Annotated in this window: 8 protein-coding genes and 3 rRNA genes; 5 read left to right on the top strand and 6 right to left on the bottom strand. The window is 60.2% G+C overall.

The genetic code is table 11. The features are described from left to right. Window position 1: 1 nt before the first annotated feature. Window positions 2-1531, bottom strand: coding sequence for a lysine--tRNA ligase (gene lysS, locus LDN85_RS01000; RefSeq protein WP_223944352.1), 1530 nt, complete (start codon window positions 1529-1531; stop codon window positions 2-4). Window positions 1532-1606: 75 nt separating this feature from the next. Between lysS and LDN85_RS00995 the strand changes: the two genes are divergently transcribed. The 3 genes from LDN85_RS00995 to LDN85_RS00985 all read left to right on the top strand — a co-directional run bounded on the left by LDN85_RS00995 (window position 1607) and on the right by LDN85_RS00985 (window position 4282). Beyond that, window positions 1607-2503: an alpha/beta hydrolase gene (locus tag LDN85_RS00995; RefSeq protein ID WP_223944351.1), complete on the top strand. Its 897-nt coding sequence runs from the start codon at window positions 1607-1609 to the stop codon at window positions 2501-2503. A 9-nt stretch (window positions 2504-2512) separates the two neighbouring features. Further along, complete coding sequence (locus LDN85_RS00990; protein WP_223944350.1) at window positions 2513-3367, top strand: alpha/beta hydrolase; 855 nt, start codon at window positions 2513-2515, stop codon at window positions 3365-3367. 81 nt (window positions 3368-3448) lie between these two features. After that, window positions 3449-4282 (top strand): alpha/beta hydrolase, encoded by an 834-nt coding sequence (locus LDN85_RS00985; protein WP_026547962.1) that lies wholly within the window; start codon window positions 3449-3451, stop codon window positions 4280-4282. Between the two features lie 92 nt (window positions 4283-4374). Here LDN85_RS00985 and LDN85_RS00980 read toward each other — a convergent pair whose 3' ends face one another. Continuing rightward, window positions 4375-5220 (bottom strand): EamA family transporter, encoded by an 846-nt coding sequence (locus tag LDN85_RS00980; RefSeq protein WP_223944349.1) that lies wholly within the window; start codon window positions 5218-5220, stop codon window positions 4375-4377. Window positions 5221-5228: 8 nt separating this feature from the next. After that, window positions 5229-6296 carry an alkaline phosphatase family protein gene (locus LDN85_RS00975; protein WP_223944348.1) on the bottom strand — a complete coding sequence of 356 codons (1068 nt, stop codon included), beginning with the start codon at window positions 6294-6296 and terminating at the stop codon, window positions 5229-5231. Window positions 6297-6373: 77 nt separating this feature from the next. Between LDN85_RS00975 and LDN85_RS00970 the strand changes: the two genes are divergently transcribed. Next, entirely contained in the window at window positions 6374-7231 is an 858-nt protein-coding gene (locus LDN85_RS00970; protein ID WP_026547960.1) for a LysR substrate-binding domain-containing protein, read from the top strand. Between the two features lie 256 nt (window positions 7232-7487). On the opposite strand, the gene rrf is transcribed toward LDN85_RS00970, so the two are convergent. The 3 genes from rrf to LDN85_RS00955 form a co-directional block, all read right to left on the bottom strand. Then, window positions 7488-7604, bottom strand: a 5S ribosomal RNA gene (gene rrf, locus LDN85_RS00965). Window positions 7605-7771: 167 nt separating this feature from the next. Continuing rightward, a 23S ribosomal RNA gene (locus LDN85_RS00960) occupies window positions 7772-10916 on the bottom strand. Between the two features lie 587 nt (window positions 10917-11503). Continuing rightward, window positions 11504-13023 (bottom strand): 16S ribosomal RNA (locus LDN85_RS00955). Together the 16S, 23S and 5S rRNA genes form the textbook arrangement of a ribosomal RNA operon. A 540-nt stretch (window positions 13024-13563) precedes the next feature. On the opposite strand from LDN85_RS00955, the gene LDN85_RS00950 reads away from it, so the two are divergent. Next, the gene (locus LDN85_RS00950) at window positions 13564-14157 is read left to right on the top strand and encodes an HhH-GPD-type base excision DNA repair protein (RefSeq protein WP_223945398.1); all 594 of its coding nucleotides are present in this window, start codon (window positions 13564-13566) and stop codon (window positions 14155-14157) included. Window positions 14158-14217 lie beyond the last annotated feature (60 nt).

The following is a 14217-nucleotide window of genomic DNA, read 5'->3' as shown; positions in this document are numbered from 1 at the left end:
ATCAGTGTCCTTCAGGCTTCAACAAGGGGAACAGAATCGTTTCGCGAATACCGGCCCCGGTGAACAGCATGACCAAGCGGTCAATGCCGAGGCCAATGCCGCCCATGGGCGGTGCACCGTATTCGAGGGCGCGGAGGAAGTCCTCGTCCAGCTGCATGGCTTCCTCATCACCGGCTGCGGAGCGGCGGGACTGCTCCGTGAGGCGTTCACGCTGGATGACAGGGTCAATGAGCTCGCTGAAGGCCGTACCGCGCTCCATGCCACCGATGATCAGGTCCCAGGCTTCGATCAGCCGTCCGTCTTCACGGTGCGGACGGGCCAGCGGCTGCGCCGAGGGCGGGTAGTCGTAGACGAACGTCGGGTTCAGCAGGGTGGGTTCCACAATCTCGCCGAACAGCTCAACCACGATCTTCTCGGCATCCCATTTGGGATCAACCTTGACCTCGTGCTTGGCGGCAATTGCCAACAGTTCATCCACCGTGGTGTCCGGAGTAATTTCCACACCCACTGCTTCGGAAATACCGGGGTAAACCGAAACCCAGGCCCATTCGCCGTCGAGGTTGATTTCACCGGCGTCAGTCTGGATGGTACGGGTGCCCACGACGTCCGCGACATTCAGGATGATTTCCTTCATGCGTTCGGCCATGACGAACTGGTCCGCCCAGGCTTCATAGCATTCCAGGGTGGTGAATTCTGGGCTGTGCGTGGAATCCACGCCTTCATTGCGGAAAACGCGGCCCATGTCGTAGACACGGTCAATGCCACCCACTACCGCACGCTTGAGGAAGAGCTCGGTTGCAATGCGCAGGGTCATCTTCTGGTCGAACGCGTTCATGTGCGTTTCGAACGGACGGGCCGTGGCACCGCCGTGAACCAGCTGAAGGATGGGGGTCTCAACCTCCACGTAGCCGTGGCTGTCCAAGGTATCGCGGACGGAGCGGGTAATCGCTGCGCGCTTGTAGACCATCTCGCGTGCTTCGTCGCGGACCATGAGGTCCACATAGCGCTGGCGAACGCGCGTTTCCTCGTTCAGTTCCGCGTGCAGCACCGGAAGGGGCCGCAGGGCCTTGGAGGCCATGGACCAGGAGTCCGCCATGACGGACAGCTCACCGCGGCGGGAGGAGATGACCTCGCCCTTGATGAACACGTGATCGCCCAGGTCCACTGAGGCCTTCCATTCGGCGAGCGCTTCCTCACCGACGTTGGCAAGGCTCAGCATGGCCTGCAGCCGGACGCCCTTACCGTCCACGCCGCCCTCCTGGAGGGTGGCGAAGCACAGCTTGCCGGTGTTGCGGATGAACACGACGCGCCCGGTGACGCCCACGACGTCGCCGGTGGTTTCATCGGCTTCCAAGTGTGCGTATTTCCCGCGGATTTCACTGAGGGAATGGGTCCGTTCAACACCTACCGGGTAAGCCTCTGTGCCGCGCTCGATCAGCTTGGCGCGCTTTTCCATACGGATGCGCATCTGCTCGCTGGCGTCGATGGGCTCTGCGGAGGTGTTCAGGGCTGGGGTGTTTGCGGAAGTCACAGTCCTTAAGTTTACCGGTGATTGCGCGCCTTCACTTCCGGGCCGCAAATCAGGCAAACGCATAGACTCGGGGCTGTGGAGACATGGACAGTTGAAACAGTCGACGGCGGCGGGCAGCTTGAGGTGCACACCTTCCGGCCCGCATCCGGTGCCTCAATTCCCGGTTCGAAAGCGCCTGCTGAACCGTCCGGCGTCGTGCTTATCCATGGCACTTTGGTGACGGACTCGCTGTACTGGTCGTTTGCGCGGACCCTGAGCGTGATCCTTGGACGCCCTGTCCACAGCTACAACCGGCGCGGGCGCGGCAAATCTGCCCCGCAGCCGCCCGGCTATTCCGTTGAGACCGAAATCTCAGACCTTCACTCAGTGATGGAGAAGACCGGCTCCACAGACGTCGTGGGGCACAGTTACGGCGGCTTCGTTGCGCTGCAGGCCGCGAGGCAGGGCCGGATCAAGAAACTGGTCACCTACGACGCCGCGGTTTCCCTCTCCGGCAACCTCAGCAGCAGATGGCGTCCAGAGCTTGAAGAAGCAGTCACCGCCGGGCAGTTGGACAACGCCTGGGCGCATCTGGTGCAGGGACTGGGGACAGCGGGGCCTATTTCCTACCTGCCCATGGGGGCGCTGCGTACGCTCAGTGTCCTGTCTGCCCGGACCCGCTTGGGTTTGGAGATGCGGTCCTTGCTCCCTACGGCAGTCACTGAAATGCGGGCGGTCCTGGACGCCGACGCGCAACTTCACGACTTCATGAAGCTCTCCACGCCCATCCTCATGCTCAGCGGCGGTTGGAGTCCGTCGTATTTCGCGGAAACCGGGCGGACCCTGGCTGGAGCGGTGCCGGCCATAGACTTTGCGGTGGTTCCCCTGCAGTTCCATGAGGGGCCGTTGCGTCCCGGTAAGCGCCTCGCCGTCAGGATTGCGCGGTTCCTTTCGGGCACCATGGTCCATGGCGGACCCTCCGATGCCGCCTAGGATGTTCCGGTGAAGGAACGCGATATTCAGACGCACGACGGCGGACGGCTCGCCTTGTACAGCTACGGCGCCGAAGAGGCGCCCGGGGAACGCCGGGTTGTGCTGATCGGCGGCGCTTTCCTCACTGCCCTCATATACCGGCCGTTCTCCATAGCCTTGGCCAAGGGCCTGGGAGACGGCTGGGCGGTGGACGTGTACGACCGCCGCGGCAGGGGCAAATCCACCGAACAGCCCAACCATTACTCCATGGATACGGAAATCGCCGATGTCCGCACCATCATGGACGCCACCGGCGCACGGAACATTTTTGGCCACAGCCTGGGTGGCTCCGTGGCCCTGAATGCCGCGCAGGCCTTCGCCGGCACCCGCCACCAGCCGGACAAGCTCGCTGTCTACGACGCTGCCGTGAACATCGACGGCAGCATGGACACGGACTGGCTTGCCGGGTTCGAGGACTCCGTCAACAAGGGCGATGTTGGGCTGGCCCTGGCCCGGATGAAGCGCGGGATGCAGCCCGGAACTGCCTTGGCCCGGGTTCCCGAGCCGATTCTGGCGGGACTCATGGCTGTGGTGTCGCGGACCAAAGTGAACAAGCTTTTCCGCGAGCTCATGCCCTCAGGCGTAGGTGAGCTGAAGGCAGCCTTCGAAGCCTCGGATACTCCGACCGATTTCTCCGTCCTTCCCTCCAGCACGCACTTCATGGTGGGCAAGAAAAGCCCGCAGTTCTACAAGGTCACCGCAGCTCGGTTGAACAGGGCGGTTCCCGGCAGCACGCTGGAGGTCTCTCCCAAGGGATTCCACGGGTCCATCCCTGCAGCCGTCAACGAGCTGGTGACCGATATTTCGAACTACTTCAAACGCTGAGGGCTTTCCCACAGCGGTTCCTTTTTCCACATAGGGGCAGGGATGCTGCTTGCATTCAGGTCGCTCGGCTAGGCTCGAGTCATGACGCGCGACATCATCATGACCCCCGACGGCGGACATCTCGAAGTACTCACCACAGGCGGTGAGCTGGCAGCAGCAGGCTCCGGCGTCGTCGTCGTTCCGGCCTCCATGGTGACGGCCGCCGATTACACGCGTTTCGCGCAAAAGCTAAGTGAAGCCCTGGGACGTCCCGTCCATACGTTCAACCGGCGCGGACGGGGCGATTCATCCCCACAGTCCGAGGATTACACCCTCGAGGCCGACATCCGGGACCTCGACGCGGTCATGAAGCACACGTCCAGCACGGACGTCTTTGGGCACAGCTTCGGTGGCGCCGTAGCGCTGCACGCCGCACGCACCCTGCCGGTGGAAAGACTGGCCGTGTACGATCCCGCAGTGTCCGTCAACCACAGCGTCAAAGCAGACTGGACACCCGATTATGAACGCGCGACGGCGGCCGGAGACTACGATCGCGCCCTCGCCATCCTCATCAAGGGAGTGGAAACCGGTGGCGCCTTCGCCAGAATGCCCCTGTCCATGTTGACCCTGGCGAACAAGCTTGCCGCCGGGACACCCCTGGGCAAGCAGATGCGCGAGCTGATGACCTGTGGTGTCCGTGAAATCAAGGCCGTCATCGCCGCGGACATGCCGGCCGAACCATTCGTTGAGCTTCCGTTGGAAACCTTGATCGTGGTGGGCGAAAAGAGCCCCGCATACTTCGGTGTTGCCTGCGGCCAAATTCACGACATCCTGTCCGGATCCAGCTACACCATCCTCCCCGGGTTCGGCCATGACGGGCCCAACAAGGCCCCGGACAAGCTGGTCTCGGAGCTGTCGGAGTTCTTCTCGGGCTAGCCAAGCTGGATCGCGGCGATCCCGGCCACGGCCACAACCGTCAGGCCAAGCCGAAGCCGGCCGAACCCGGAGCTGTCGGAGTTCTTCCCAGGCTAGCCAAGCTGGATCGCGGCGATCCCGGCCACGGCCACAACCGTCAGGCCAAGCCGAAGCCGGCTGAACCTTTCATTGAAGAATACGGCGCCGATGACGCCTGCAAGGAGGACACTGGTTTCGCGGAGCGCCGACACCAAGGCCAGCGGTGCCAGGCTCTGTGCCCAAACGACGATCCCGTAAGCCAGCATCGACACCAGTCCCCCGACGAATCCCGGCTTCCAGTACCGCATCACACGCTGCGGGAAGGAACGGCGATCGGCGGCCATTCGCCAGCAAACCACGGGAATCAGGAAACCCTGCAGCAGGAACAGCCACGAGACATAGGCCATCGGCTGCCCGGAAACCCGGACTCCTACCCCGTCAACCAAGGTATAGGCCGCAATGGCCGCTCCAGTGAGCACGGCAAAAAGGGTACCTTTACGGTTCCTGCCCGGCCCGGCCGCTGCGCCCTGTCGTATCAGGGCAAGGCTCAGCAATGAGCCAGCGACCACTGCCACCCCCGTCAGCTGCCAAAGGCTCAATCTCTCGGCAAGCACGGTGGTGGCGATGACCGTGACCAGAAGCACGGCAAGGCCCCGTGCCAACGGATAGACCTGGGAAAAGTCGCCGTGCCTGTACGAGGTGGTCAACAGGATCAGGTAGCAGGTCTGCAAGGCAGCCGAGGCCACCACAAAGGGCCATGATTCCTGCACGGGAACTCCGAACACCGCCGCCCCCACCAACCCGGACGCCAGATAGGCCAAGGCAATCATGGTCGATGAAGCAAGGCGGTCCGGGATTGCCTTTGCCAGGGCGTTCCAGACGCTGTGCAGGAGCGCTGCCAAGAAGACTGCGGCCGTCACCACAACGGTCAACGGAGAGCTGCTGTGCGGGCAGGCGGCTCCGGGGCGGCACCCCGGGTAGGCAGTTCCTCCGCGGTCCCCGGGGCGGCACCCCGGGTAGGCAGTTCCTCCGCGGTCCCCGGGGCGGCACCCCGGGTAGGCAGTTCCTCCGCGGTCCCCGGGGCGGGCGTCCCCGGCACGGGACTCCGGGCGGGCGGCTCCGGGGCCAGCTGCTCCGGCGCCAGCTGCTCCGGTCCTGCACACCGGGCACCGAACGGAACACCCCCCGCGGCTCCTGCAGTTACGCCAAATGCGGCGAGCACCTGGGTAAAAATGTCCGCGTGGTCCACGGCCTTGACGTCCTCCGGCACGCTTGCTCCGCACGCCGCGATCCAGGCAGTGCGCTCTTCCTCGCTCCAGCCCCCGTGTCCGCCGGCATCCAAGTGCCCGTGGTCGGTGACCACAATGATGGTCCAGTCTTCGTTCCGGCGATTGGGTCTGGCCTTGATGGCTTCCAGCAGCGTCATGAGTCGCATGTCGCAGTTTTGAATAGCCAAGACATAGCCGGACCCCGTGCCGTTGTTATGTGCTTCAACATCCGCCTGGCCAAAGTACACAAAGGACGCCGAGATGTCCTCCTTCTCCAACCGCCCGGCTGCGTACCTTGCGACAGCGTCATCGGCACTTGCCCAACTGCCGCCGTCGTTGGCTTCCTCAGGGTCCTTGTCCGGCACCCAACCGCGGGAGGAGAAGAGCGGTCCACACGCAGTGGGCGCCGCCACCGGAAGCCAACTGGCAGCGATCATGGTGCGGGACCCCGGACGTGACGCGCGAAGCACCGCCGTGAAGTCCTGGAAATCAGCCAACTCCGGCGGATGCACACTGTTGCCGGTTACCTTGTGCCGGTCCGCGTAAACACCGGTGGCCACCGTGGCCCAAACCGGACCGGAAATGGTGACGTTCCTGGGGTGAACTGTCACTGGGAGGAGGAAACCTCCGCGGGCGATACAGTCCACAGCGGGAGTGGCCGCGGACAGGAGGGAGTCGTAACGGACACCGTCAATTCCGACGACCAGGACGTGGGGTTCTCTCTTCACAGCCAAGACGGTACGTGGATTCGTCGTCGACTCATAGGAGGGAGCGCCCCTGTCTATAGGAGACTTAGGCAATGCCTATGAATCTGACTCATCTCCGGGCGTTCCACCTCGTAGCGACACACGGCAGTTACGTCGCGGCGGCAGCAGCCGCAGGCGTGAGCCAACCAACCCTGTCCGAGCAGGTCCGACTCCTGGAACGGCGCCACGGAGTACATCTGCTGCAACGATCGGGACGGTCCGTGGAACTGACGCCCTTGGGCAGCAAGCTCCTGGTGGTCACAGCGAGACTGTTCGGGGCCGAACTTGAGGCGGAGACCATTCTGGCCAAGGCCCGGAACGTCATGCAAGGAGAGTTGCGGTTCGGCACCGATGCGCCCATCAACGCAGTGGGCCTGCTGAGCATCTTCCGCCGGCAGAATCCCGGCGTCAATATCCAACTCATCAGCGGCAACTCCGCCGAAGTGCGCAAGCGGGTCCTGGCCGGAACTGTGGACGTCGGCATCATCGCTGACGAAACACCCCATCCTGACCTGGTGGCACGTGCCCTCGCAAAGCAGGACCTGGTCGCCTTCGTTCGCCAGGATCACGCACTGGCCGGCAGCAAGATGATCCGGTTGCGGGACCTCGTGGACCATCCTCTGATCATTCGCGAGATCGGGTCGGTCACGCGCCGATCCATAGAAACCGCGCTCTCCAGCGCCCAACTCCAACCAACCGAAGTGCTCGAGACTGACAGCCGGGAAGCAGTCCACGCCGCCGTCATTGCAGGCTTGGGCATAGGTGTCATTGCGGAGGACGAATTCAACGACGATCCACGGCTGGTTCTGCTGGACTTCGCCGATGCCATACCGCCCATCACTGAGTACCTGGTCTATCGGCAGGACAGGCAGCGAAGCCACGTGGTGGACGCGGTGTTGGAGTGTTTGGGTGGGTGATTGCTGGGGCCGGCCTGTTGGCGGGCTGGGCCGGCTGTGGTGGTGAGCGGGGCCGGGCTGGGCCGCTTGGGGTGTTTGTGGTGATGAGCGCGGCCGTGCTGGGCCGGCTGTGGTGGTGAGCGGGGCTGTTCGCTGCCGGGCTGGTCTCCCTGTGGGTGGCCCAGCCGGTGCTTGATGTGGTGCCTGCTTGTGGTGGTGTTGTGGTGGTTAAAGGGGAAGAGCCCCGACCTTGGGTCGGGGCTCTTGCCTAATGTGTGTCCGGCGGTGTCCTACTCTCCCACACCCTCCCGGGTGCAGTACCATCGGCGCTGTGGGTCTTAGCTTCCGGGTTCGGAATGGGACCGGGCGTTTCCCCCACGCTATGACCGCCGTAACCTTTTTACCCGTCCCGCCGTGACCTGGTGTGACCGGGTTTCGGGGGTGGGAAGTTTGTGGTTACAACTGTGGTGCTTGGTTGTTATTCAGTTATTTGGTTGGTTCCGGCAACCCGTGGTGGGTTGTTGTTCGGGAACCACATAGTGGACGCGTGCAGTGTGTTGTGTGGTGTAAGTTGTTGGCCTATTAGTACCGGTCAGCTTCACGAGTCTTTAGTCCTCGCTTCCACATCCGGCCTATCAACCCAGTGGTCTGGCTGGGGGCCTCTCACACATAATGTGTATGGAAATCTCATCTTGAAGCGAGCTTCCCGCTTAGATGCTTTCAGCGGTTATCCCATCCGAACGTAGCTAATCAGCGATGCACTTGGCAGTACAACTGACACACCAGAGGTTCGTCCGTCCCGGTCCTCTCGTACTAAGGACAGCCCTTCTCAAATTTCCTGCGCGCGCAGCGGATAGGGACCGAACTGTCTCACGACGTTCTAAACCCAGCTCGCGTACCGCTTTAATGGGCGAACAGCCCAACCCTTGGGACCTACTCCAGCCCCAGGATGCGACGAGCCGACATCGAGGTGCCAAACCATGCCGTCGATATGGACTCTTGGGCAAGATCAGCCTGTTATCCCCGAGGTACCTTTTATCCGTTGAGCGACGGCCATTCCACAATGTACCGCCGGATCACTAGTCCCGACTTTCGTCCCTGCTTGAGATGTCTCTCTCACAGTCAAGCTCCCTTGTGCACTTACACTCGACACCTGATTGCCAACCAGGCTGAGGGAACCTTTGGGCGCCTCCGTTACTTTTTAGGAGGCAACCGCCCCAGTTAAACTACCCATCAGGCACTGTCCCTGACCCGGATCACGGGCCGAAGTTAGATGTCCAAAGTGACCAGAGTGGTATTTCAACGATGACTCCACCCGAACTGGCGTCCGGGTTTCAACGTCTCCCACCTATCCTACACAAGCCACTCCGAACACCAATACCAAACTATAGTAAAGGTCTCGGGGTCTTTCCGTCCTGCTGCGCGTAACGAGCATCTTTACTCGTACTGCAATTTCGCCGAGTTTATGGTTGAGACAGCGGGGAAGTCGTTACTCCATTCGTGCAGGTCGGAACTTACCCGACAAGGAATTTCGCTACCTTAGGATGGTTATAGTTACCACCGCCGTTTACTGGGGCTTAAATTCTCAGCTTCGCCACCGAAGTGGCTAACCGGTCCTCTTAACCTTCCAGCACCGGGCAGGAGTCAGTCCGTATACATCGTCTTGCGACTTCGCACGGACCTGTGTTTTTAGTAAACAGTCGCTTCCCCCTGGTCTCTGCGGCCCACACCCGCTCACGGAGAGCAAGTCTCCATCACGGGGCAGGCCCCCCTTCTCCCGAAGTTACGGGGGCATTTTGCCGAGTTCCTTAACCATAATTCTCTCGATCGCCTTGGTATTCTCTACCTGATCACCTGTGTCGGTTTGGGGTACGGGCGGCTAAAACCTCGCGTCGATGCTTTTCTTGGCAGCATAGGATCACCGGATCCCCCCTTACGGGAGTCCCATCAGATCTCAGGCACGTGCTCGAAGCACACAGGAACGGATTTGCCTATCCCTGACCCTACATCCTTAGACCGGGGCAACCATCGCCCGGCCCGGCTACCTTCCTGCGTCACACCTGTTAATACGCTTACCTCCCAGGATCAGGTCCCGCGCTCGGCCAAAACCCACAACACCACAAGGGTGAGCGGGCAGGCTCCGGGCGGTTAGTATCCCCCGCTTGGCATGGGCGGTTTTTCGCCGGTACGGGAATATCAACCCGTTGTCCATCGACTACGCCTGTCGGCCTCGCCTTAGGTCCCGACTTACCCAGGGCAGATTAGCTTGACCCTGGAACCCTTGATCATTCGGCGGACGGGTTTCTCACCCGTCTTTCGCTACTCATGCCTGCATTCTCACTCGTGTAGGCTCCACCGCTGGTTTACACCGCGACTTCACTGCCCACACGACGCTCCCCTACCACTCCACACCCCTGAACCACGAAGGCTAGGGCAATGTGTGAAATCCACAACTTCGGCGGTGTACTTGAGCCCCGCTACATTGTCGGCGCGGAATCACTTGACCAGTGAGCTATTACGCACTCTTTCAAGGATGGCTGCTTCTAAGCCAACCTCCTGGTTGTCTTCGCAACTCCACATCCTTTCCCACTTAGCACACGCTTAGGGGCCTTAGTTGGTGGTCTGGGCTGTTTCCCTCTCGACTATGAAGCTTATCCCCCACAGTCTCACTGCTGCGCTCTCACTTACCGGCATTCGGAGTTTGGCTGACGTCAGTAACCTTGTAGGGCCCATCGGCCATCCAGTAGCTCTACCTCCGGCAAGAAACACGCAACGCTGCACCTAAATGCATTTCGGGGAGAACCAGCTATCACGGAGTTTGATTGGCCTTTCACCCCTACCCACAGCTCATCCCCTCCATTTTCAACTGAAGTGGGTTCGGTCCTCCACGACGTCTTACCGTCGCTTCAACCTGGCCATGGGTAGATCACTCCGCTTCGGGTCTAGATCACGCCACTACACTCGCCCTATTCAGACTCGCTTTCGCTACGGCTACCCCACACGGGTTAACCTCGCGACGTAACACTAACTCGCAGGCTCATTCTTCAAAAGGCACGCCGTCACCAGAATCAGACTGGCTCCGACGGATTGTAAGCACACGGTTTCAGGTACTGTTTCACTCCCCTCCCGGGGTACTTTTCACCTTTCCCTCACGGTACTGGTCCGCTATCGGTCATTAGGAAGTATTTAGGCTTATCAGGTGGTCCTGACAGATTCGCACGGGATTTCTCGGGCCCCGTGCTACTTGGGATACTCTCCAGGCTGCACACAACATTACGGTTACGGGGCTCACACCCTCTCTGGCCGGCCTTTCAAGACCGTTCACCTATGCACGCACATCACCCCACTGGTCCGGCAGAACCAGAACGGAAAGTCCCACAACCCCGCCCATGCAACGCCCGCCGGCTATCACACATGGAAACGGTTTAGCCTGATCCGCGTTCGCTCGCCACTACTAACGGAATCACTATTGTTTTCTCTTCCTGCGGGTACTGAGATGTTTCACTTCCCCGCGTTCCCCCCACGCACCCTATGTGTTCAGATGCGGGTCACACAATCACCTCACAGCGTTGTGCGGGGTTTCCCCATTCGGACATCCTGGGATCAACGCTCGGTTATCAACTCCCCCAGGCTTATCGCAGATTCCTACGTCCTTCTTCGGCTCCTAATGCCAAGGCATCCACCGTGTGCCCTTAAAAACTTGACCACACAAGATCAATAAACTTACTCGAGAGAACCATGACCACAAGGGCCAGGTTCATTCATAAGAAATTGCTGTAGAAACACACACACCAACCACCCCCACCCACCCCAAAGGGAAGGACAAAAGGATAATCAGCCACCGTGCATGTTTCAGATGCTCGCGTCCACTATGTAGTTCTCAAACAACAACCCCATCAACCAGCCCCCCACCCACCACAACCCACACACCAACGTGCACGGACCATGACAAACAGACAAGGAAAACCGGAAGCAGGAACAAAAGAAACACCAGAAGATGCCCCCCTGCATTGCTGCAAAAAGGTCCTGTTGCCTCAGGACCCAACAGTGCGCCAAACACAACCCACCAACCACGCCCCAGCAGCGTTCCACACACCCCACACCCCCCAAAAGAGGACACAAGATGCCGTACTAACACCAGGACACAACCAGCAAAGGCCATGCCAAAAAATGATTTGTTGATATTCCACCCATGAGCACCCACCGCAGAACAAACGCCTGCGCAATGGGCAACACTGGCAACCCGTCATCCACCCATGCAGGCAAACAACACGACTGCTAGCAGCTCCTTAGAAAGGAGGTGATCCAGCCGCACCTTCCGGTACGGCTACCTTGTTACGACTTAGTCCCAATCGCCGGTCCCACCTTCGACGGCTCCCCCCACAAGGGTTAGGCCACCGGCTTCGGGTGTTACCAACTTTCGTGACTTGACGGGCGGTGTGTACAAGGCCCGGGAACGTATTCACCGCAGCGTTGCTGATCTGCGATTACTAGCGACTCCGACTTCATGGGGTCGAGTTGCAGACCCCAATCCGAACTGAGACCGGCTTTTTGGGATTAGCTCCACCTCACAGTATCGCAACCCTTTGTACCGGCCATTGTAGCATGCGTGAAGCCCAAGACATAAGGGGCATGATGATTTGACGTCGTCCCCACCTTCCTCCGAGTTGACCCCGGCAGTCTCCTATGAGTCCCCGCCATAACGCGCTGGCAACATAGAACGAGGGTTGCGCTCGTTGCGGGACTTAACCCAACATCTCACGACACGAGCTGACGACAACCATGCACCACCTGTAAACCGACCGCAAGCGGGGCACCTGTTTCCAGGTATTACCGGTTCATGTCAAGCCTTGGTAAGGTTCTTCGCGTTGCATCGAATTAATCCGCATGCTCCGCCGCTTGTGCGGGCCCCCGTCAATTCCTTTGAGTTTTAGCCTTGCGGCCGTACTCCCCAGGCGGGGCACTTAATGCGTTAGCTACGGCGCGGAAAACGTGGAATGTCCCCCACACCTAGTGCCCAACGTTTACGGCATGGACTACCAGGGTATCTAATCCTGTTCGCTCCCCATGCTTTCGCTCCTCAGCGTCAGTTACAGCCCAGAGACCTGCCTTCGCCATCGGTGTTCCTCCTGATATCTGCGCATTTCACCGCTACACCAGGAATTCCAGTCTCCCCTACTGCACTCTAGTCTGCCCGTACCCACTGCAGAACCGGAGTTGAGCCCCGGTCTTTCACAGCAGACGCGACAAACCGCCTACGAGCTCTTTACGCCCAATAATTCCGGATAACGCTTGCGCCCTACGTATTACCGCGGCTGCTGGCACGTAGTTAGCCGGCGCTTCTTCTGCAGGTACCGTCACTTTCGCTTCTTCCCTACTGAAAGAGGTTTACAACCCGAAGGCCGTCATCCCTCACGCGGCGTCGCTGCATCAGGCTTGCGCCCATTGTGCAATATTCCCCACTGCTGCCTCCCGTAGGAGTCTGGGCCGTGTCTCAGTCCCAGTGTGGCCGGTCACCCTCTCAGGCCGGCTACCCGTCGTCGCCTTGGTAGGCCATTACCCCACCAACAAGCTGATAGGCCGCGAGTCCATCCAAAACCACAAAAGCTTTCCACCCCCCACCATGCGATGAGGAGTCATATCCGGTATTAGACCCAGTTTCCCAGGCTTATCCCAGAGTCAAGGGCAGGTTACTCACGTGTTACTCACCCGTTCGCCACTAATCCCCCAGCAAGCTGGGATCATCGTTCGACTTGCATGTGTTAAGCACGCCGCCAGCGTTCATCCTGAGCCAGGATCAAACTCTCCGTTGAAGTAAAACAAATCAAACAGACACAACCACACCCACCGGAAATAACGACAGGACGCGGCTGCACAAAATTCGAAACCAGCTGAAAACCAGACCACCACACACGGGGGTGCGCAGCAATCCGGCCATAATTTCAACCAATCAATAAAACAATCGGCATCAACAAACTTGGCACACTATTGAGTTCTCAAACAACAGACCCCCCAAAACATCACCCACAGCACACCACACAAAGCAGCGCACCCAACAGGGCCATTGGAAAAGAAGAGTTATTTTTGGCCGCCTACCGAACCGTACACACCTTCCGGCTTTCCGTTTCGCACCCGGCGACTCAGAAAACAATACACGCCCCCAACCCCCAACGCAAATCCACCCCCACACACCACCCCACCCACACCCAACCACCCCCACAACCCCCACCAAACCGCCGTCGAACACCAACCCCCACCAACAGCAGGTAGCCGACAGTTGCCGGGCCCGATGTGTGCCACGTCCGCGGTCACAAGAGGTGGGACCCATGACGTCGACTCCACCTGGTGGGAGGATGGAAAGCATGGAACTGCACATCACCGGAGATGCCGCCGCCGACCAACTGCTCACCGACGACGCCTTTGCGTTGCTCACAGGCATGCTGCTCGATCAACAAGTCACCATGGAGTCGGCCTTTGCCGGTCCGGAGAAGATCCGCTCCCGGCTCGGGTCGCTGGAACCTGCTGTCATCGCAGAGCACGACCCCGCCGGCTTCGTTGAGGTCTTCAAGGAGAAGCCGGCAGTCCATCGCTTCCCTGGATCGATGGCCGGCAGAGTGCAGGCCCTGGCTGAAACGGTGCACAGCGATTGGAACGGGGATGCCGCAGCAATTTGGACCCGTGGCAACCCTGATGGTCCCGAGGTACTCCGCCGGCTGAAGGCATTGCCAGGCTTCGGCGAACAGAAGGCGAAGATCTTCCTGGCGCTGTTGGGCAAGCAGTGCGGTCTACAAGCCCAGGGGTGGCGTGAAGCCGCCGGCCACTACGGCGAGGAAGGAGCGTACTTGTCCGTGGCCGACATCGTCGATCCACAGTCCTTGGTCAAAGTACGCGCCAGCAAGCAAGCGGCCAAGGCAGCTGCAAAGGCTGCGAAGTCATCCGGTGCTTGATTCGTCAGGAACTCGACCGCCAGCGAGGTGACACTGCACGGGAGTGCTGGGCTGCCTCTG

Origin of the sequence: Arthrobacter sp. StoSoilB20, assembly GCF_019977295.1 — a bacterium.
Taxonomy (GTDB): domain Bacteria; phylum Actinomycetota; class Actinomycetes; order Actinomycetales; family Micrococcaceae; genus Arthrobacter; species Arthrobacter nicotinovorans_A.
This window is presented reverse-complemented; position numbering and strand designations above follow the sequence as displayed.

Coding starts and splice junctions, on each gene's coding strand:
- LDN85_RS00985 (WP_026547962.1), top strand. CDS start 3,449: ATGACGCGCGACATCATCATGACCCCCGACGGCGGACATCTCGAAGTA.
- LDN85_RS00970 (WP_026547960.1), top strand. CDS start 6,374: ATGAATCTGACTCATCTCCGGGCGTTCCACCTCGTAGCGACACACGGC.
- LDN85_RS00950 (WP_223945398.1), top strand. CDS start 13,564: ATGGAAAGCATGGAACTGCACATCACCGGAGATGCCGCCGCCGACCAA.